Below are 21245 nucleotides of genomic sequence, written 5' to 3' on the forward strand. Positions count from 1 at the left end.
TTGTAGTTTACAAAATAGAAAATTAAAAAGCTTTAGTCAATTCAAAAGAAACGTCGTTTTTGTCGTACTCTTCAAAAGGAGAGTTACTAGTGACTTTACTATAGTTCCAGCTGACTTTAGGGGTCAAGCCAAGCACCGAGAATGCTCGGTTCCAAGCTCTTATACCTGCGGTATATTCTTTATTTTCACGCTCGATACCGAAGAAATCCTCGCCATCATAGTTACGCTCAGCATAGCCTAGGTTTAACTGAGTAGTATAACCTTTCGGCCAAGTCTGACCCCAACCGACACGTATACCTGGGCGATCAAAAGCTTGAGATTCGTCATCTGAGCTTTTAGTAGCGTAATCTAAACCAAAGGTCAAAAACTGCTGACCATTAGGAAAATAAACGGCTGTGTTAGAAAATAATAGATCATTGCCATCATTGAAAGCATAACGATCTATATAATCTGACTTTGAGTAACTCGCTAGACCCTGGTAACGCAGCTTAGGCGAAAGGAACTGACTTAGAACTACTCTTACACCTGTCGTATCGGTATAGCTCTTTAGATCGCCGTCACCGTTTGCCCCTTGGGCATACCAGCGCTTATTATAAAAAGGGACTAACTCTACCTCGGTAATAGCGTTTTGATAGCCGACACCCGCACCTATACCAGCGGTAATGTCATTATAAGCTTTATTGTCCCAGTAATATTTACCATAAGTGTTCAGATGCACAGCGGTAAATATTTTATTATCATTAAGCCACTTCTTATCGCCATAAAAGCTAAAGTTCAAGCCTTTACCAGACTCTCTTGGCGAATTATAAGTAAGTGCTGAACCATTGCCCAGATCTAATCGAGTACCTTGCTCTGGAGCATTAGTGATATTGCTGTCATCCATATAAGACACTGAACCATTAAAGTCCCAACTGCCTTGCTTATTGATAGCGTCAATATAATTATTAATAACCTTAACATCAGCTTCAGTTTTTGCTTCGGCACGCAAACGCTCAAACTCAGACTCTGCCGCGACAAACTGACGATTATAAAACAGCGCCATTGCTAGCTGAAAACGCAAAATCTGCACTTCTGGTAGTTTGGCATTGATCTCACGATACCTACGCACTGCTTCATCTAGATTGCCAGACTTAGCGGCAATAATAGCGTTACCCCAGTCGACTACAGAAGGATCGTAATTTGGGACTTGTTCATAAACGGGTAATAAATCTTTTAATGCATCAGCATTTCCTTGTCTAAGGAAATTACCTAATAGCCTCTCGAACTCAGCAGGATTATCTTTGAGATAAGCGATGCTTTCTTCCTTAGTCATCGTTGTGCCAGAATCTTCTGACGGCAACTCCGTTGAGAGCAGCTCCTTATCTTCAATTGGACGTACTAATTCATCAGCAACTTTGGCATAAGTCTCTGCTGATCTGTCTTGCGGTGCTAATGGTGGATTTGCGGCATGAGCTATCATGCTCGTACATCCTATAATTACAGCTAAAGATCCATACACACTAGAATAACGCAAATATTGCATAACCGTTCCCATCGGTAAGTTGTCAATCATTAGATACAAAAACGACCACCTAGCGGTAGTCGTTTTTATTATATAAATTTATCAATTAAGTAATAAGAATTACTCAACGCCGTTGATTGGTGGTACACCAACAATTGGTGGAACTACAGGGCTAATCTGCTGAGCGCCGAATACACCGCCCCACTTAGAATCGCCGTAACCTGTAGCTGAATTAACAGAGTTCAATGCGCCGCCTAACTCTTGAGCACCATTACCAAAGAAGCTACCTTTGAATGAACCCTTGCTATCTTGAACCTGACCATAAGTAAGTTGTGACTCACCTTTTACAGAGTTACCGATAACATCACCGTTAAATGTAACTAAATCTACCGCTTCTAAAGCACCGTTAGCAGCGCCTTTATCCCAAACGTTGTAGATACTACCAGTTACCTTTTGAGTACCAGAGTTATAATTGGCTTGTACGAAATTACCGATTGCGTTACCGCTTACACCAAATGCTGGAGCATTCGAGTTACCGCCATCGCTAGGACCACCGCTATAGCTGTTATCGATACCATACATTAGAGCATGACCAGCGTACTGATAAGTACCTTCACTTAAGGCAGCCATTTGTGCAAGAGTAGTCTCGCCTACACCGCGATAGAAATAGACATCAGTAGTATCGCTAGTATTACCAGCTACACTGCTATTGAAGTCTTTATTAGCAAAATCAGCTTGTACATAGTTCTGACCTTCTAGATCAGTTTGCTGTAGATTATCTAGATCTCCAGTAACACGACCATACTGGACGTTATTAAGTTTAAGCTGTCTTTGATCAAAAGCGGTAATAGCTGTACTAGTAGCATCGTTAGCATCAGTACGGAAAATAGCTACATCAGCACCAGCAGCAGTTTTGGTACGATACTGAAGGCTATTGAAGTAACCAGTAGCAGTCTCATCAGCAGTAGTAGCAAGTTTACCAAACACTCTTACATCATTACCACCAGCTACAACGCCACTTGGAGTTACACCATCTGTATCAAAACCACCAGTTGGGGTTTGCGTTACACGATTGTTAACACCATTAACGAAAGATTCTTGACCCGTTACTTGATAAGTAGGAGCTGCAGAACCAGCTGAAGTTTGCTGAACTTGAATGATAGCACTCAATTCACCATCATTAGCGCCACCAAAATCAACATCATTTTCATTTTGAATAGAATTGGTATTATTTACATCAGTATCAGCTACTGATACTGGCTCAGCACCTAAGATGTACTTGACATTGTTGGCTACGCCATTAGTTACGTTAGTAACATCAGGGAACTGAGCAACAACAATGTTAGTCATCTTTTTGTTCTGTAGAGTTTGGAAACCTACAACAGTGTTGTTAGCATCATTACCAGCCGCGCCATTAGTAGCCGCAGTTCTATCAAAGTTAGATTCATTACCACGGACGTACTGCTGACCAACTACTGAAGATTTTTCAGCACGGTTACCGTCTTCTGCTGCATCACCTGGGTTATCAGTAGGGTTGTTACCGCCTGGTACTTCTGGAGTCTCTGGAGTTTCAGGAGTTTCAGGAGTCTCTGGAGTTTCAGGAGTCTCTGGAACATTAGGGTTAGGTGGGATGTAGTTTTCGTCGCTGTCACTACCACAAGCAGTTAGAGCCATTGACGCCAAAATGCCGCTTAGGGCTAGAGCTAGATACTTCTGTTTCATCTTGATTTCCTCAATTAGATGTAAAAACGACTTGTATATAAAGATACAGTATGTTTTGTAGTTACTACGACTGGTAGTTCCCACTTTAGCTGAAAGGGTATCAAACCCCCTACAGCATGTCAATACAAACTTCTGTAATGTAAAAGTGTTGTCACATTGGGTAAAGTTTATACCGCTACCTTAAAGTAATATCATAATGAATTCAATACTTTTTTCGAGTTGTTTCAATTAATTTCAAAAAAATACACTATTTATTTTTATTAAATAAAATAATACTTACTATCTGCTAAGCTTTTATAAGTAAATGTTAACTATAGCAAATTTATGATCTATTTATTTTGTAGCAAGTTAAAACAATCATTACCTAAAATAGACAATTGATATTTAATATTGGAAATTAGTAATTCAAACATCCTACTAACCCCTTTCATTATTATTACCGAATCTATAACGAATGGTTACTATTTACCATGCGGTACCAGCCACTTACTAAACCAAGCCGAGACATCATCCATTAGCGTATAAACTACCGGAATAACGACTAAGCTCAATAGCGTTGAGGTCACCAAACCGCCTAATACCGCCGCTGCCATTGGCCGACGAAAAGTCGGATCAGCATCGCCCCAACCAAAGACTAGTGGCAGCATACCCGCTCCCATCGCAATGGTAGTCATAATAATCGGCCGTGCACGCTTGCGGCAAGAGTCGATAATGGCATCAAAGCGCGCCAGGCCGCGATTTTGCGCGATAATCGCATAATCCACTAGTAGAATAGAGTTCTTAGTAGCGATACCCATTAGCATAATAAAGCCAATCATCGACGGCATCGACAAGCTGCTATTGGTAATCACCAAGCCCACAAACGCGCCACCTATCGATAACGGCAGCGCCATCAAAATAGTAAAAGGCTGCAATAGCTTGCCGAACAGCAAGATTAAAACGCCCAAAATACAGATAATACCTACTGACATAGCGATGACAAAGCCGCTAAATAGCTCTGCCATATTCTCCGCCTGCCCTTGATCGATAATAGTAATCGAGGACGGTATGTTTTGCATAGTTGTGGTATTTTTGACCGCTTGTACTAGCTCGCCGAGTTCACCATCACCGGGCTGTACAGTAATGCTAATAGCACGCTCACGATCCAAGCGCTTGATTTGCGCCGGCCCCGTACCGAAGTCTAAGCTTGCCACCTCGCTTACTCGCACGCCTTGAGCTGCTGGATTATTGCTAGGTACATATAAGCCCTCTAGCTGATTGACGTTTTCTTTGGCGACATCAGGCAAACGCACCACGATAGGAATCTGGCGCGTATCGAGATTGAGCTTTGAGAGCTGCTGCTCGTAATCTCCAACGGTGGCGATGCGCAAAGTGGTGGCGATATCTTGGGTCGTCACGCCCAAATCTGCCATCGCTAGCCGATCTGGAGTAACGGTTAGCTCTTGACGCGGTAAGCTACGATCGCTAGTGACATCACCTGCCATTGGTAATTTGCGGATATCGGCCATGATTTGCTGGGCGGTTTGCTCAAGCACCTCAGGATTGGTACTGGTCAATGAAAAGTTATAACCAGTCTCGCCGCCGCTTGATAGCCCGACGGTAAAGCGTGCACTCGGAACTTCTGCTAATAGTCTGCTGATTTCGCGCTCAATTTCTTGCTTAGACTGACGCTCAGCGCGCGGCGCTAAGACGATGTCTAAGCTGCCGATATTATCCGACTTGCCGCCGGTAGAATTAGGATCCATCGCCGCCTGCGCTTCACCTACCGAGGTAAAAATATTAGTGACCCCTGGTATAGCTAAAATACGCGCGCTTGCCATAGCGGCTACGCGCTCAGTATCCTCAAGCGCCACATCCGGCGTCAGCTCAATCGCCACCCGCGTCTGATCGATATCATTATCTGGAATAAAGGCCGTCGGTAATAATTTGACTAGCGTTAGTGAGGCAATAAACAGTATCAAAGTGGCGCCCATAGTCAGCCAACGATGCTGCAGCGTCCACGATACGACTTTGAGGTACCAGTCCATGGTCTTGCTTTGTTTTTCGACCCGATGCTTTTCTGGTCGCAGGATATAAGCCGCCATCATTGGCGTAATGAGCCGCGCCACCAATAAGGAAGCAAAAATAGCTATCGCCGCGGTCCAACCAAACTGCCGAAAAAACTGACCGACCACCCCGCCCATAAACGCCGTTGGCAAAAATACCGCTATCAAGGTAAAGGTAGTAGCCACTACCGCAAGGCCAATCTCATCGGCCGCCTCCATCGCCGCCTCATAGGGCGTCTTACCCATGCGCAAGTGACGAATGATATTTTCTACCTCAACGATAGCATCATCAACTAATACGCCGATGACTAAAGATAGCGCCAATAAGGAAATAATATTAAGACTAAAGTCAAACAGATACATCGCCAAAAAAGTCGGAATGACCGATAAAGGCAAAGCAACAGCAGCAACAAAAGTAGCGCGTACATTACGCAGGAATAGGAACACCACGATGACCGCTAAGATACCGCCTTCGATGAGCATCTTGAGCGAAGCTTGATAATCTTCAGCGACTGGCGTGGCTCTATCGTAGACCTTTTCGACACTGATGTTGCTCATCTCAGCATTGAGCTTAGCTAATTCCGCATCGACTAGCTGCATCACCTCCACTTCACTAGCGCCGCGAGAGCGAGTGATATCGAAGGCCACTACCGTCTTGCCATCAAGCTTAGCGATAGAGGTAGGATCAGCTGCGCCGTCGGTGATCTGTGCTAAGCGTCCAAGCGCTTGCGTCGTACCTGTCGTCGGTACGGTAATTTGCAAATCATTTAGCTCATCAGCTCGCTCTACTGCGCCTAACACCCGTATAGTTTGCGTGGTCTTGCCAACTTCTGCTTCACCGCCTGAGCTATCTTGCTGAATACCGGCTATTTGCTGCGATAATTGCACGATGGAGAACTGCAAACCACTGAGCGCTATCGGATCGGCAGCGACGGTAATCTCGCGCTCTAAACCACCGATACGACCGACTGAGCTGACGCCCGGAATATCTGAGAGCCTTTTGGTAATGGTGTCATCAACGAACCAAGATAAGTCCTCAACGCTCATATTGTCGGCGGCGACCGAATAAGTAATCACTGGAAATCCAGCCGTCGATACTTTGGTGATGATGGGGTCGTTTGCGGCGGCGGGTAGATCGCCTTGTACTTCGCCTACCGCTGAGCGCACATCATCGACCGCTTCTTGAATGTCTTTTTCTAGCACGAATTCAGAGGCAATAGTCGCCGCCCCTGTCTGTAGAGTGGTACGAATGTGTTTGATACCTTCAATACTGGTGATTCTATTCTCAATCTTTTTGGCAATATCGTTTTCTAATTGTGAAGGTGCAGCACCCGGCAAAGTCACTGTGACAACCACCGCTGGCAAGTCAATGTCCGGAAACTGCTGGACTTTCATATTCATAAAGCCATAAATACCGCCCAAGGTAAGCAGGATAAACAGCAAGATAGCGACTAATGGGTTTTTAATCGAATAGGAGGAGACATTTAGATTCATGAGCGCGCCTGCGAAGCGGTAGCTGCTGGCTTAGCGGTGCTATTTTCTTCATCCACCACCCGCACCAGGTCACCATCATTGAGAAAACTGCCGCCTTGCTTGACCAAGCGACTCTCTACAGGGAGCGGTTCAGTCAACGCTACGCTATCGCCAAGACGTTCGCCTAAACTTACGCGCTGCTGCTTGATACGGCCGATAGTTTTACCATCCTCTGTCTTAATATCAGTGACTAGCATCACATAATCATAACCGTCATTACTGACGATGGCAGCATTAGGCACCGTTTGTACACTCGCGCTACCTAATAAGAATTCGCCAGTTTGATACATACCAGAGCGCGCCGCTGAGTTTTTATTTAAGCTAGCATAGATAGTGATTTGGCGATTATTATCAGCGGTTGGGGCGATGCGGCTGACCTGTCCCATGACCGATTGATTATTGGGTAAGCTTACTTTGACTGGGGTGCCAACGCTCACCTCACCAATGAGTTTAGGATCGATATCGGCTTGCCATTCAAGGACCCCATTTTTGATAATAGTGAATAGTGGCTCGCCTGCCGACACCATGCCGACCTCGGCCATTTTTTTGCTAATCACTCCGCTAACTGGCGCTAGCACTTGCGCGTTGTTTAAGTTCAGTTTTTGATTACTAAGGCGAGCTTTTGCTGCTTGTAGCGAAGCTCTAGCACGTAGCTCTGAGGTGCGATAACGATCGGCTTCTTGACGACTGATAGCATCAATATCGATAAGTGGCAGCACACGCGCCGCATCAGCACTAGCATTGGCTAGCGTAGCCTCAGCTTCAGCGACATCCGCTTCGGCTTGTAGTATTTGCTGCTCTGCGGCATCGGTATCAAATATTGCCAATACTTGACCGGCTTTGACACTTTCACCCTCTTCTACTAGCACTTGCTCAATAGCCACGCCGTTGACCTTAGCGCTGACATTGGCGGTATCTTTAGGGCTAATAGTACCTTCCGCGCGCAAAGTATTGCCGATAGTATCCTGACTTGGCATCACAGTTTCTACAGATAGCACCGCTTGCTCACTATTTTCGCTATCAGCGGCCTTTGCCGTCGAGGTTTCAGTAGCGACTGCTGGCTCCACACTCGCCTCTTTTTCATCTCCCCAATACCGACCTAAAAGCACACCAATGACTAGCATAGCTATTAATACCGGTATGAGCCAAGCTGGCATTTTGTCCTTAGTGCTTGCGATCTGCGGCTGACGATACGGCGGTAGCTCAGCTTGATTGATTGGCTTAGCATCGACTACTGGCTTGTCATTGGGATCTTGAAGGTCACTCATAAACGGTCTCTATAAATAAGCGCAATAACGAATATCTGGCGACTACTCATCTTTTCACTATTAAAAAACAGCTAATACTAGGCTAAAAAATAAATTAAAAATACGGATAGATTTTTGACATTGTAGCTTATCTCATCAGCGCGTCAATAAATACAGATATCTTGCGCGTCTATATTCAGTGTCAAAAATCTTTGAGTAAGCTACTGAATCTAATTGAAATAATATCAATCGCTATCAAAGATGACGCTCATCAAACTTGTCGGCCAAGCTCAATCCTTGACTAAGCACTTTAGCGCTGCACCAGCTGATAATATCCCCCGGTAGCCGAATAGCCTTTCTATTAACTATCCAAAAGTCGGTCAAGTCGCTACTTTGATCACTTAATAGCTGGGCGATAAGCTTGCCATTAAGATGGGTTAATGACACTCCATGACCGATACAGCCGCAGCTATAAATGATCTTGTTTGAGTTTAGATAACCAATCTCTGGCGTCATATCCAAATTAACAGAGGTAGGCCCGCCCCACCGGTAAGCTATCTTTAGGTTTTGTAATTGCGGATACAGCCATTTGAGATGATCCTCGCAGTGCTGCCAAGCCTTTGCATTACTATCTTTGTCCATATTATCGCCGTAGCTGACATCAATACTGCCGCCGCCCATCGCGATACGACCCTCCACTGTCGGCCGAAAATAATGTACCAAATGCCTATTATCCTCAAAAGCTTGTCTTTTTTGCCATCCAATCGATTGCCATTGCTCATTGCTCAAAGGCTCAGTGATAATTTGATAAGTCCAGACCGGTAGCTGCTGGCGTTTAAGATTGAGACCGGATAAAGTATGAGAATAACCATTAGTAGCAATGACTAATTTGTCACTAGTAATACTCCCTTTTGGCGTTATAACTTTGATTGTACGAGATTGTTGAATATCTATAGCAGGCGTCCTCTCATAGAGCTGTACCCCTAATTCTAGACAAATTCTTTTAAGCTCCCTGACTTGCTTAGCAGGATTTAGCAGACCCGTTTCAGTCTCATAAGTAGCGCTCAAGAATTTATCGGTTTTAAACTCAGCAGCTAGCGATTCTTTATCAAGCCAAGACATATCGCTTGCGATGCCAAGCTTTTGGAACAGCTCATAGCTGTTATCAAGCCGTTTGCGCTGCCTATCGCTATAAGCCACTCGCAGCATACCTGTATGATTATAATCTGAATCAAAATCGTGCTCAGCTACCAACTGCTGCACATGCGCGACCGCTTTAGTCATATACTGGTGTGCTTCAATGGTCTTTTGCTTGCCCCAGCGCGTGACCGTGACCTCAGGCTCAAGGCCGAATAGTTTCATACTAAAGCCGCCGTTTCGTCCACTAGCTCCGTAGCCAATAACTGCTGCCTCAATAACAACGACTGTCGCATTTGGGTTTATTTTTTTAAACTCATAGGCTGTGCTCAGACCCGTAAAGCCGCCACCGATGATACAAACGTCCGCTTTAATATTAGCGCTAAGAACTGGGTTAGCTAAGTATTGTCCATAGCTACGTAACCAAAAAGATTTGTCTTCAAAACTGCTTTGCTTATCGATTCTCATAGCCTCGTCCTTGTTTTTATATATCCTTATTTTTATATAGCAGTCCTATCCTAATTATCTTAAAGAGTTGATAGTAATGTTAACTATAAGCTATATTTAACAAAACTTACACACTAGCTACAGCATGGTCTTGAGTTATTGTGACAATCTGCTACTATCAATAAGGGTATTACAAACCCATTACAACATCATGGTTTTTTAATCAGTGAGTAGCGAAGTTTATTTTTAGGCTACTTTGATTTTGTAATGATACTAAGACTGTTGATAATCAATCGTCTTAATCATAAACCAAGGAGTTACTCATGGCTAATAAAGAGAAAGTAAAAGATCTTAAAAAAGATATCAAAGATACAGAAGCGAAGATTGAGAAGCAAAAAAAGAAGCTCAAAGATCTCAAAAAAGAGGTAAAGAAGGCGAAAAAAGAGAAGTCTGAGAAGAAAGATAAGAGTGAAAAGAAAGACAAAAAAGACAAGAAAGATAAATAAGTTTTTCGTCCACTTAAGTATTTAAAGATCAAAAAGGATAGCAATGGCTATCCTTTTTTATTTAACTTTTTATTAAGCATTGGTATAACGACTAGCTTCAGGCATCCAGCGATGAATCAATTGACTGACATCAGCTTTGCGAGTAGGGTCTTGGATCAGATGTTTAGCCAAGCGCTGAGCAATCGTAAAAAGCTCTTCATCACGGATTAAATCCGCGAGATAGTAGCCGATATTACCAGTTTGCCGCTTACCCAATAACTCACCCGGACCTCGCAGCTCCAAATCTTTTTGCGCGATGACAAAGCCATCAGTACTATCTCGTAGTACCTTTAAGCGCTCAGTGCCCGTCTCTGATAAAGGCTTTTGATAGAGCAGTACACAAAAACTTTTGGTCGAGCCTCTTCCTACTCGTCCGCGCAGCTGGTGCAATTGCGATAGTCCTAAACGCTCAGCGTTTTCGATGACCATCAATGAGGCGTTTGGCACATCAACGCCGACTTCGATGACGGTAGTAGCGATTAATAGATCAAGCGCTCCTTCCTTGAACTGCTTCATGATCGCTTGTTTATCCGCGCCTTTCATCTTGCCATGTACTAAGCCAATGCGAATATTTAGACGCTCACTCAAATCTTCAAAGGTCGCTTCAGCGGCTTGCGCATCGAGTACGCTCGATTCTTCCACTAATGAGCACACCCAATAGGCCTGTCGCCCAGCCTCACAATTGATAGCAATGCGCTCAATCACCTCATCACGGCGATTGCGGTCAATAGTGACGGTAGTAATCGGCGTGCGCCCGGGTGGCAATTCATCGATAATGGAAGTATCCATATCGCCGTAGACACTCATCGCTAGCGTTCGTGGAATCGGAGTGGCGGTCATAATCAGCTGATGCGGTGTGCTGCCAGCGACGCCTTTATTAGTCAATGCCATGCGCTGCTCAACGCCAAAACGGTGCTGCTCATCGATAATCACCAAGCCTAACTTAGCAAACTCAACGCTCTCTTGAAACAGGGCATGAGTACCGACGACGATTTGTACGTTGTTTTCTGCTACCGCCTCCAATGCCTCGCGGCGCTGCTTAGCCGTTTGTTTACCAGCCAGCCAACCGACTCCGATACCTAATGGCTCAAACCACTGTTTGAAATTAAGCAAATGCTGCTCAGCTAAAATCTCAGTCGGCGCCATCACTGCTACTTGCCAGCCACTGGTCAGCGCGTAACCCGCTGCTCCTGCTGCCACTAAAGTTTTACCCGCGCCCACATCGCCTTGTACTAGCCTTAACATAGGGATAGAAGTCGCCATATCACTGACGATATCTTTCATCACTCTTTGTTGTGCACCGGTTAATTCAAACGGTAAACTCCCAAAAAGCTTATCGCTAAGCGGGCTTTCAATACTACACTTTGGCGCTTTAAACTGATGCAATTGCTGACGCCGATATAATAGACTGAGCTGATGCGCGGTTAGCTCTTCGATAATCAAGCGCTGACAAGCAGCATGAGTACGCGCAGTAAGCTGAGTCAGTAGCTTGTACTGCTGGCCAGCGTCGGTATAAGTAGGCGGCGTATGCAGTAATACCAGTGCTTCAAATATCGACAAATTATAGACATTATGATTTTGATAAAGGTCAGTATGACCAGATGCTATGGCATTAACTTGAGGTTGATAATGAGCAGGGTCAGTTTTACTAACCCCACTACTATTAAGCACCTCATTATCAGGCACACTGCGAGCGAGCGTGGAGAAAATATCCTCATTGTCAATCTCTGCATCCATTTCAATACTTCGAGACGGCTCAAACGGTACTAAAGGCAAGTCGGCGACCATCGCAAAATCAGCGGGCGTAAACAGTGTCATCGGTAAGCCTTGGCTACGGACCGTTTGCAAGGCCAGCTTAATTAGCGTACGCAGTTTGTTTTGATGTAAGCCTTTTACCGTAGGATAAATAGGCTGCAAACCGATATCAGTAACTGGCGCTCCTTCATTAACAATCTGATATTCGGGATGATGAATCTGCTTACCATAACGGCTGACCTTGACCTCACCGAACAGCTGCAACCGGGTCCCTAAGCTCATCGTTTGCGCAAGACCCCGATAGACCTTGAAAAAACGCAAACCTACTGTGCCAGTGCCGTCATCAATGACGACGGTCATACCGCCGCGCTTATTATCAATATGCACTACCCGACCGCTAATGAGCGCTGATTGTCCATGCACTATATCGCTGATAGCGACCTGCCGGCTACGATCTTCGTAATCTCTAGGCAGATGCAATAACAAATCAAAAATGCGCACGATACCTAGCAGCGCCAATTGCTCCGCCACTTTTGAGCCAACGCCTGCTAAGGCCGAGACCGGCATATCTAGCGCTGATGTCGACTCGCTATTGACAGGGGGCATTATCGATGGGGTCGCAGAGAGAGGCATCAAATATCCTAACTTAGTATCTTTAGTGTCATAAATCGTTTATTTTAGCGCGTATTATCATTTTCAATAAAACCAACAGCCTTAGTATTATAGCTGACAAGCTCGCTTATTATGCTAAGCTATTTGATACTGTTATTGCCGAGATTGCCATGCTCCATGTCCTAAAGGTTTATCGCTCCAAGCTATTTACATCATTCATAAAAATAAGCTTATTCACTACTATAAGCTTACTCGCTAGTGCCTGCAATAGTCTTACGCCAGTACCGCCTTTGGAGCTATCAACACCTGCGACTCCTCGCGTAGCTTTAGTGTTGGGCGGCGGCGGTGCCAAAGGCTTTGCGCATGTCGGCGTTATCAAAGCGTTAGAGAATAATGGTATTACCCCAAGCTTGGTCGTCGGTACCAGCGTGGGCAGTATCATCGGCAGTGTCTATGCTAGTGGCTATACGGCGGCGCGCCTTGAGCAACTGGCCTTAACTACCGCAGATAGTGAATTGATGGACTTTACCTTATCCAATCAAGGTTTTGTAGCCGGCCTCAAGCTGAGAAACTTTATTAATACCCAAGTGATGCAGCAGCCGATAGAAGATTTTCCTATGCGCTTTGCTGCTATCGCCGCTGAAAAAAATAGCTTAACCAAAAAAGTTTTTACGAATGGTGACGCTGGCCTTGCGGTACAAGCCTCTAGCAGTGTGCCTAATATTTTTATCGCGCCGCGTATTCCTGAAAAGGTCGGTAAAAAATACATCGATGGCGGTGTGGTAAGCTTAGTTCCTGTCGATAGTGCTCGCGATTTGGGCGCGGATATTGTCATCGCAGTCGATGTCACCGCTCCTAGCAGTAAAGATAAAAACGCAGATAACTTTAATAGCGCCTTAACCAATATTAGCTCATTGAGTAGTTTTTGGGGTTTACTAGAAAACAGCTTTATAGCCAACGCTAATGCGAGCACTAACAACTTAGCCAATAACCGTAGCGCTAAAATGCGCTTAGAGCGTGATCGTGCCGATATCGTTATTATCCCAGAGGTTGATCACTTAAGCTCATTAGATAGTAGTCAACGCCGAGCCCTAATAGCTGCTGGCGAGCAAGCAGCTAATGAGCAAATGTTAGCTATCAAGCAACTGATCGCCGACAAAACTCAGAGCCTCTATTCAGAGTAGCTAGGCAAGGTCGTTGGGCAAAGTGATTGGTTTCTGTTGTATTTATCTCTTAGCATTTGTTGAAAATAGTGATAGAAAGTCTAAGTATAAAGAACACTAGCATGCGTAATGCCAGTGTTCTTTATACTTAGCGGCAGCGCCTGACCCTTTTTTAATGCCGCGCTCACAATTAACGAACGACTTCTACCTTATGTCAGCATGCGGCCCAGCAATGTACCTGGACCTGCACCTGTGCTTGCGCCTGGCCAAACAGCTGCGCCTGTATGGTACAACCCTTCGATCGGCGTCGTGCCATCAGAGTAGCCCAGAACCGGGCGGAAAATCGCGTTTTGTGACAGGTGATGACTGCCGCAGACCTGATCACCACCCACTAGGTTTGGATTGTCGGCCTCCAGATCACGCGGGGACACACAGCGCATGCCAAGAATCTGGTCGCGCAGGCCAGGCGCGTGACGTTCGACGATATCCAGCACACGCTCGGCAAAGGGAGCCAGTGCTGTGTCCCAATCGGTTGCGTTGATCTTTCCGGCGCCGTCGCCTTTAATCTCGCCGGGTACCATCCGCACTTGCAGCCAAAGCGTGTGTTTGCCTGCAGGGGCGCGACTTGGGTCAATCGCTGTGGGCTGACCCACGACGATCATCGGTTCTGTCGGCAAAAGCCCAGCCAATGGTTGTTGATAGGCCAGCGCCATGGCATCGAGCGTTGGGGCGATGGTGACATAGGCATAATCACGCAGCTCCGACCCGGCGCGCCAGTCGGGCAGATCGGACATAGCCAGGTGGATCATCACCGTGCCGGGCGCGTGCCTAAAGGTGTCAAGTCCGGAATCGTAGTCGGCGTTGCCGGTAGTGCCAGTCAGACGTGCCAGCGCCTTTGGCGCAACATTGGCGATGATGGCCTTGTTTGCACTAATCTGCTTCCCATCAGCGGTTTCGACAGCCTGGGCCTTGCCATTCTCATGAAAGATGCGCGTCACTTCAGTGTCACACTCCACCGACCCGCCTTGCGCCTCGATCTCGGCAACCATGGCGCGGATGATGGTATCTGCCCCGCCCTTACCCAGCGACAAACCGCCGGCCTGATCGCCGAACGCTTCGAGATAGGGAAAGATCGCGCCGCTTGCAACGTCGGGCGCATAATCTACATGCATGCCCCAAGGTGCCAGTGCGGCGCGGATCTTTTCGCTCTCAAACGTACGGCCCAGCCAGTCGCGCGGCGAGGACAGCATAAAGCGGATCAAATCGAACGTGCCGTCCAAGCCTTGCTGGCGCAGCGCTTTGAACCCAAGGCCGCTCAGCGCAGTCCATTTCATCGGACTGGACATCAAGCCGCCAATGATTGGCGCGCGTGATGCAAAGCTGTCGGTTAGAGATTGCCACGTTTTGGCATCTCGTTCAGAAAATTCCGCGATGCGAGAGACGTTGGCTGCGGTATCGGTGCCGACACCAAACCAGGTTCCATCGTCATATACCGAAGCAAAGCAGTTTTTTGCAGTCACAAACTCTGCGCCTTGACGTTCCAAAGCCGCGCCGAAATCTGCGTAGAATGCTGAATTCTTGAAGTTCGATATATTCATCGCGGCCCAGTCATGCCTAAACCCCGGTTCGGTCAATTCTTGCGTCTTAACTGCGCCGCCGGGCGTCGGAGCGCGCTCTAAAACACGAACGGACCAGCCCGCTCTTAACAGGTAAAGCGCACAAACCAAGCTATTATGTCCCGATCCGATAATAATTGCGTCTTGGTCATCGTTGCTCATAAAACTACTCCTTTAAAAGGACTAAAAGTAGATTACAAATATCACTACATAATTTAGATAAACTTTGATCTGTTCTCCTAATTTGGAGATTAACTACTCAGCGGTAACGTAGCCCTGACAAATTACCTTCATAAACGCTAAACAAGCTCACCATCCATAATGAGCACTTACCCTGTCATATAATCCGAACCCGGACCCGCCAGATAGCAAATAAAAGACGCCACATAATCTGGTATAGGCGTTCTACCTAATTCCATTTATTTAAGGCTTAGCTTTATTTTACCTTCGCACGATACTGCACCATGACCGTATCATTGAGGCCCACGCCTTCGATATCCCAGCGTACTGCTTTGTAATACGATAGCGGAATCTCTTGGTTTTGACCGTTAATATTGCCTCTGAGCGGCATACGGGAGAAAGCGCTACCATCGACGCTAGCAAAAGGAAAATCTGGCATAACGCCGCCAAGCAGCTCGACTTGCTCAGGAATGCTCATCGTTACCGTCATTTTGCGGACGCGATCGGCATTGGTATTGGTAAAAAAGCCTTGATACTCCAAGATATTACCAGATTGTAGGCGAGTGTCAGCTGTGACTGGTACTAAAACTTCGTTGCCATTAGCATCGACGCTGATAAGCGAGGCGGTAATCTTAGTATTGACCGCTTGAGCATTGGAGCCTGAATTATTGGTATTAGAGGCCGTTTGCAAAGCGGCAGGACTGCTATTGAGTGCAGGCTCTGGCGTTGGCAACATAGCAGAAGCTTGGGTGACGACCATTGCACCAACGAGCGTTCCAGCCACGACATGAAATAAACGATGACCGCCCCAAGCAGCAAACGGATTGGCGAAATGATTGCTTTTTTTCATAATGTTTATCTTTCCTAGTTGATACCACAATAAAATATTAATTTAATAAAGGATAATGGCCCAATCTCATTCTGTATCAGGCTAGAGCAAAAGCCTTTTTGGCTTGGCTAATTAAATGCTCAAACAGTGCTTAGCATAACAAAAAGCTATTATGCTCACATCAGCCCCGTGTTTAGGTTATGTATATCATAAAACCTTAAAGTTTACTTGAATAAAAAGATAGCTCATAACGGTGTTTTTTGCTATGGTAAATATTGAACCTTTGATAAATTTTTTATCTAGGTTTTTTAGTATTAATGTCAACGTATCATTCACTTTTATTATATGGTCTATTAACGCCATACTGCTAATCATTAGCTCAGTGTCAGCTATTATATTTATCTATAGTTGCCTCACTATTGCTAAGGTGGTTTGTAGCGGTGTTTGTTAATTCGACTATACCGACTATTACTGTTCCTACTATGACTACTAGCGCCATGCCACAGATAAATCCTGAATACGTCCATTGGTTCCGTAACTCCGCCCCTTATATCAATACTCATCGCGGCAAGACGTTCGTGATTATGTTTGGCGGTGAAGCGGTAAAGCATCCTAATTTTAGCACCTTAATCCATGACTTTGCGCTGCTGCACAGTCTAGGGATCAAGCTGGTGCTAGTCCACGGCGCACGACCGCAAATTGAAGCTAACCTAAAAGAGGTAGGCATCGCCTCTCCTTTGCATAAAGATATCCGCGTGACACCGCGCGCTGCTATGCCTAGTATCCTACAAGCGGTCGGCGCTATTCGTTTGCAGATTGAAGCACAGCTGTCGATGGGCTTGGCTAATTCGCCGATGTATGGCTCGCGTATTGATGCCGTCTCTGGCAACTTTGTCACCGCCCGTCCTTATGGTATTCGTGATGGGGTGGATTATCAGATGACAGGAGAGGTACGCTCGATAGATGTCGATGCCATCAAAAATAACTTACTGCACAACCATATTGTAATTTTGGGTTCAATGGGCTATTCGGCAACGGGTGAGGTTTTCAATTTGCTAGCAGAAGATGTAGCGCTTAGTGCTGCTGTCGCGCTGGGCGCTGATAAGCTGATCTTTTTAGGAGAAGAGGCTGATATCAATGATAAAGGTCGCCCGTTACATGAGATGATTCCCAACGAAGTCGATCGCTTCTTGCGCGAGCGTGATATCAACCAAGAAATAAACTATTTCTTACACTGCGCCAGTAGTGCTTGTCGCCAAGGGGTTCATCGCACCCATATTATCTCTTATGCCAAAGACGGTGCTTTGTTAGAAGAATTATTTACCCGCGACGGCTCAGGAACTTTGATTAGCCACGATCCGTACGAAGAGATTCGCCGCGCTGATATCGATGATGTCGTCGGTCTTATTGAGTTATTAACGCCGCTTGAGGAGCAAGGCATCTTGGTGGCGCGTTCGCGTGAGCGTATCGAGCAAGAAATTGACAACTATAGCGTTATTGAGCGTGATGGAATGATTTTGGGCTGTGCAGCGTTAATTCCACTAGATGAAAGCGCAGCAGAAGTGGCTTGTGTAGCGATACATCCTGACTATCGCAATGGTAGCCGCGGCGCTGATTTACTAGCTTTTTTGGAGCAGCAAGCGCGTAGTCATGGTCTGCATAAATTATTTGTTTTGACGACTCGCACGGCGCACTGGTTTGTGGAGCAAGGCTTTGCTGAAGTAGAGAGCAGTGAATTACCCAAAGACCGTCTTGAGAAGTACCATAACGGCCGCAACTCTAAAGTGTTTCAAAAAACCTTATAGATAACAGAATAGATAGCTACGTTGCATAAGAAAAGCCCTTATAACTAGGTTATAAGGGCTTCTTTTTCAGGCTTTTATTTATAAGACGCTAGTAAAACTTATTTTACCGATAGTAGCTCAACCGTAAAGATCAAAGTGCTGTTAGGCTCAATACCTTGATTACCCGCTTCGCCATAAGCTAAATCAGCTGGGATATAAAACTCGTATTTCCCGCCCTCTTTCATTAGTTGTAAGCCTTCTGTCCAGCCAGCAATCACTTGATTAAGTGGGAATTCAATTGGCTCACCACGCTCATAAGAGCTATCAAAGACGGTACCATCGATCAATTTACCTTCATAGTTCACTTCAACGACGTCCGTCGCTTTTGGTGATTTGCCAGTACCTGCGGTTAGCACTTTATACTGCAAGCCAGAAGCGGTAGTTTTTACCCCTTCTTTCTTAGCGTTTTCTGCTAGATAAGCTTCACCTTTGGCAGTATTTTCAGCAGCTTTAGTCTGCATATCACTGACAAACTTCTCTTCTTGCTCTTTTTGATACGCGACTAACACCTCTTCCATCTGCTCTTGAGTTAAGGCTGAATCTTTACCTTGATAGCCATCACGGAAACCCTGCTCAAAAGTATCTAAGTCTAGATCTACAATAGCGTCTTTATTACCCTCTGCCATCATATAACCCAAGCTATAACCGACCTTTGCAGTTTGCGGGCTTTGTTCAGTAACCGCTACACTTGCGGCGGCCGTTTCTTGGTTGCCATTGTTAGTGCTGCAACCTGTTGCTAATAACATAGCACTCGTTAAAGCACCAATCGTTAAGGTAGTGATTTTCTTCATAGAATACTCTCAGAATATAGGGAAAGTGGTAATAAATAACCGGTGCGCCATCATAACAAATCTTGCTTTTAGTAACCATGTTTACTACTAAATTTAAGACAAGATTTAACGCTCAGATGTACATTTTTTGTTAATAATTATCATTAAAATAACAAGTTATCACACAATGATGCCGTTAGGTAAAGCTTTACATCTTTAAACCCAACATCATATCAGCTAAGCTTAAGCAGATTAGAAAATGAGTAACTAGACGTCACTTTTTGTCATTGATGAATAATACTTTAGATAACTATATTCTTAGAGTGCTAATTATTTATTTTAATGACTGATTATAACCTTCGATGGGTTTTTAATTAATTTATAAATGATAAAACAAAACGTTAATTGAAAGGGATGTCTAATAAAACACCTTTTATAGTGCAATGGATTGTCATGCTTATAATGGTTGGCTCTATTTTATAATTAAATAATTTAATGAAACACTATTTATGGATGCTTATGTCATGCTCAAAGAGGGTAACGATTTTACCTCGCTGTTGAGGCATAGCTATTAAGGGAGGACAAGATGAATCCAATGTATACATCTTTTAACGGTTATCTTGGTGGGCCGATTGGCTCTATCATTGGTGCTATTCTAATTTTTATTATTGGCTGGCTAGTCGCTTTAGGTATCGCAGCATTGGTACGTAATGTGCTCGCTAAAGTTAATTTAAATCAACGCATGAACTCTTCTACGGGCAAATCTTACGATTTGGAAGGTATTATCTCCAAAATTGTTTTTTGGTTCATCTTTATTATAGCCATCTCAGCGGCGCTAAATACTCTAAACCTGAACTCTATCTCAGCACCCTTTGCCAATATGGTCGGTCAAGTGCTGTCATTCATTCCTAACCTTATCGCTGCTATCGCTATCGGTATTATCGGTTGGGTTATCGCTACTGTGGCTCGTACCGCTATTAATACGGCGTTATCTAAGACCACTATGGATGAGCGTTTAAGCGCGCAAGCTGGCGTAAAACCTATGAGCAGCACTATCGCTGATATGGTTTATTGGTTCATTTTACTGATTGTATTGACTATCGTATTAGGACAATTAGAGCTTGATGGCTTATTTGCGCCTCTAACCAATATGGTTGATAAAATCTTTAGCTTTATTCCGAACATCCTTATTGCTGGCGTAGTCTTTGTAGTAGGTTATATCATTGCTAAAATCGTACGCGGTATTGTCACTAATCTGGTGTCTACCTTTAATGTACAAGAATTAGCTTCTAAAGCTGGTTTGAGTGAAAAAAACAGCTTACCTAATATTGCTGGTACTCTAGCTTTCTTAGTGGTTATTATTCCTACGATTATTGCAGCTTTAAACGCGCTAAAAATCGAAGTGATTGCGCGTCCTGCGACTAATATGCTTAACAAAATCATGGAAGCTTTGCCAAATATCTTTATGGCAGCAGCTATCTTGATCGTTACTTATTACGTGGTACGCATGGTCGCTAATATCATCAAAGGCTTGTTAGAGAACACTGAGATCAACCAGTTGCCTGCTAAAGTGGGTCTACAAGAGACTATGGGTGATAAGCGCGTTTCTGATGTTGTCGGTTACGCTATCGTTTTCTTTGCTATGCTATTTGCTGCCGTTGCCGCCGCTGATCTACTAGGTTTTGAGCCTATCTCAGCGATCATTACTATGTTCATCGCCTTTGGTGCTAATATCATCTTGGGTGCAATCATATTATTTATCGGCTTTTGGCTGGCTAATATTATCGCTGGCGTGGTTGAGCGCTCCGAAAAAGGCTCACAATTCTTAGCTAATATCGTTCGTGTATTGATTATGGGCTTAGTGTTAGCGATGGGTCTAAAAGCCATGGGTATTGCTGACTCTATTGTGAATTTAGCCTTTGGTCTAACTCTAGGTGCAGTAGCAGTAGCCTTTGCTTTATCTTTCGGTCTTGGTGGTCAAGAAGCTGCCGCTCGCTTCTTACGCAAGATGCAAGATAAGATGGATAAAGAACAAGACGAAGCAAAAGCAAAATCAGCTATACAGCCTAGTAAATCTACGCAAGAAAAAGTGCGAGAGTCTGTTCGTGAAAATACGCCTACCGCTACTGGTAGCGCTACTACGACCTCGATCAAGCCTGCTGCTGATTTGCGTACGGACACAGTAGATACTAGCGATCTTAATACTAATACTGTCGATATCAACAATACCGCTAATAACGACTTATTACCCAGTAGTGATCCGCTAGACGACACTGATAAATAAGCGCTAATAGCTCCA

General features: G+C 44.9%; 13 protein-coding genes. 4 read left to right on the plus strand and 9 right to left on the minus strand.

Features of this window, described 5'->3' with window-relative positions; all coding sequences use genetic code 11:
* Positions 1-22: 22 nt before the first annotated feature.
* From M0N77_RS11175 to M0N77_RS11195, 5 genes are all read right to left on the minus strand, one after another.
* On the minus strand, positions 23-1459 hold the full coding sequence (locus M0N77_RS11175; RefSeq protein ID WP_353105256.1) for a porin family protein: 1437 nt from the start codon (positions 1457-1459) through the stop codon (positions 23-25).
* Positions 1460-1621: 162 nt separating this feature from the next.
* A complete protein-coding gene (locus M0N77_RS11180; RefSeq protein ID WP_353105257.1) occupies positions 1622-3223 on the minus strand; it encodes a transferrin-binding protein-like solute binding protein in 1602 nt (533 codons plus the stop codon).
* Positions 3224-3684: 461 nt separating this feature from the next.
* Positions 3685-6762, minus strand: coding sequence for an efflux RND transporter permease subunit (locus M0N77_RS11185; RefSeq protein ID WP_353105258.1), 3078 nt, complete (start codon positions 6760-6762; stop codon positions 3685-3687).
* Entirely contained in the window at positions 6759-8069 is a 1311-nt protein-coding gene (locus M0N77_RS11190; protein WP_353105259.1) for an efflux RND transporter periplasmic adaptor subunit, read from the minus strand. Before M0N77_RS11190 ends, M0N77_RS11185 begins: the two co-directional genes overlap by 4 nt.
* Before the next feature lie 234 nt (positions 8070-8303).
* The gene (locus M0N77_RS11195; protein ID WP_353105260.1) at positions 8304-9653 is read right to left on the minus strand and encodes an FAD-dependent oxidoreductase; all 1350 of its coding nucleotides are present in this window, start codon (positions 9651-9653) and stop codon (positions 8304-8306) included.
* Positions 9654-9955: 302 nt separating this feature from the next.
* On the opposite strand from M0N77_RS11195, the gene M0N77_RS11200 reads away from it, so the two are divergent.
* Entirely contained in the window at positions 9956-10138 is a 183-nt protein-coding gene (locus M0N77_RS11200; protein WP_353105261.1) for a hypothetical protein, read from the plus strand.
* Between the two features lie 72 nt (positions 10139-10210).
* Here the strand turns inward: M0N77_RS11200 and recG are convergent, their stop codons facing one another.
* The gene (gene recG, locus M0N77_RS11205) at positions 10211-12565 is read right to left on the minus strand and encodes an ATP-dependent DNA helicase RecG (protein WP_353105262.1); all 2355 of its coding nucleotides are present in this window, start codon (positions 12563-12565) and stop codon (positions 10211-10213) included.
* A 149-nt stretch (positions 12566-12714) separates the two neighbouring features.
* Between recG and M0N77_RS11210 the strand changes: the two genes are divergently transcribed.
* Entirely contained in the window at positions 12715-13728 is a 1014-nt protein-coding gene (locus M0N77_RS11210) for a patatin-like phospholipase family protein (protein ID WP_353105263.1), read from the plus strand.
* 188 nt (positions 13729-13916) lie between these two features.
* Here the strand turns inward: M0N77_RS11210 and M0N77_RS11215 are convergent, their stop codons facing one another.
* Both M0N77_RS11215 and M0N77_RS11220 read right to left on the minus strand, forming a co-directional pair.
* A complete protein-coding gene (locus M0N77_RS11215; protein ID WP_353105264.1) occupies positions 13917-15485 on the minus strand; it encodes an NAD(P)/FAD-dependent oxidoreductase in 1569 nt (522 codons plus the stop codon).
* A gap of 274 nt (positions 15486-15759) precedes the next feature.
* Positions 15760-16353, minus strand: coding sequence for a hypothetical protein (locus tag M0N77_RS11220; RefSeq protein WP_353105265.1), 594 nt, complete (start codon positions 16351-16353; stop codon positions 15760-15762).
* A 461-nt stretch (positions 16354-16814) separates the two neighbouring features.
* Here M0N77_RS11220 and argA point away from each other — a divergent pair, with 461 nt between their 5' ends.
* The gene (gene argA, locus M0N77_RS11225) at positions 16815-18137 is read left to right on the plus strand and encodes an amino-acid N-acetyltransferase (RefSeq protein WP_353105632.1); all 1323 of its coding nucleotides are present in this window, start codon (positions 16815-16817) and stop codon (positions 18135-18137) included.
* A 98-nt stretch (positions 18138-18235) separates the two neighbouring features.
* Here the strand turns inward: argA and M0N77_RS11230 are convergent, their stop codons facing one another.
* Positions 18236-18967, minus strand: a complete 732-nt coding sequence (locus M0N77_RS11230) for an FKBP-type peptidyl-prolyl cis-trans isomerase (RefSeq protein ID WP_353105266.1) — start codon at positions 18965-18967, stop codon at positions 18236-18238.
* Between the two features lie 565 nt (positions 18968-19532).
* Here M0N77_RS11230 and M0N77_RS11235 point away from each other — a divergent pair.
* Positions 19533-21230: a mechanosensitive ion channel gene (locus tag M0N77_RS11235; RefSeq protein WP_353105267.1), complete on the plus strand. Its 1698-nt coding sequence runs from the start codon at positions 19533-19535 to the stop codon at positions 21228-21230.
* Positions 21231-21245 lie beyond the last annotated feature (15 nt).

It is taken from the genome of Psychrobacter sp. AH5 (assembly GCF_040371085.1).
Classification (GTDB): Bacteria; Pseudomonadota; Gammaproteobacteria; order Pseudomonadales; family Moraxellaceae; genus Psychrobacter.

What these genes read in the sequence shown, in the direction of transcription:
- M0N77_RS11175 (WP_353105256.1), bottom strand. Translation starts at nt 1,459, where the DNA reads ATGATAGCTCATGCCGCAAATCCACCATTAGCACCGCAAGACAGATCA.
- M0N77_RS11180 (WP_353105257.1), bottom strand. Translation starts at nt 3,223, where the DNA reads ATGAAACAGAAGTATCTAGCTCTAGCCCTAAGCGGCATTTTGGCGTCA.
- M0N77_RS11185 (WP_353105258.1), bottom strand. Translation starts at nt 6,762, where the DNA reads ATGAATCTAAATGTCTCCTCCTATTCGATTAAAAACCCATTAGTCGCT.
- M0N77_RS11190 (WP_353105259.1), bottom strand. Translation starts at nt 8,069, where the DNA reads ATGAGTGACCTTCAAGATCCCAATGACAAGCCAGTAGTCGATGCTAAG.
- M0N77_RS11195 (WP_353105260.1), bottom strand. Translation starts at nt 9,653, where the DNA reads ATGAGAATCGATAAGCAAAGCAGTTTTGAAGACAAATCTTTTTGGTTA.
- M0N77_RS11200 (WP_353105261.1), top strand. Translation starts at nt 9,956, where the DNA reads ATGGCTAATAAAGAGAAAGTAAAAGATCTTAAAAAAGATATCAAAGAT.
- recG (WP_353105262.1), bottom strand. Translation starts at nt 12,565, where the DNA reads ATGCCTCTCTCTGCGACCCCATCGATAATGCCCCCTGTCAATAGCGAG.
- M0N77_RS11210 (WP_353105263.1), top strand. Translation starts at nt 12,715, where the DNA reads ATGCTCCATGTCCTAAAGGTTTATCGCTCCAAGCTATTTACATCATTC.
- M0N77_RS11215 (WP_353105264.1), bottom strand. Translation starts at nt 15,485, where the DNA reads ATGAGCAACGATGACCAAGACGCAATTATTATCGGATCGGGACATAAT.
- M0N77_RS11220 (WP_353105265.1), bottom strand. Translation starts at nt 16,353, where the DNA reads ATGAAAAAAAGCAATCATTTCGCCAATCCGTTTGCTGCTTGGGGCGGT.
- argA (WP_353105632.1), top strand. Translation starts at nt 16,815, where the DNA reads ATGACTACTAGCGCCATGCCACAGATAAATCCTGAATACGTCCATTGG.
- M0N77_RS11230 (WP_353105266.1), bottom strand. Translation starts at nt 18,967, where the DNA reads ATGAAGAAAATCACTACCTTAACGATTGGTGCTTTAACGAGTGCTATG.
- M0N77_RS11235 (WP_353105267.1), top strand. Translation starts at nt 19,533, where the DNA reads ATGAATCCAATGTATACATCTTTTAACGGTTATCTTGGTGGGCCGATT.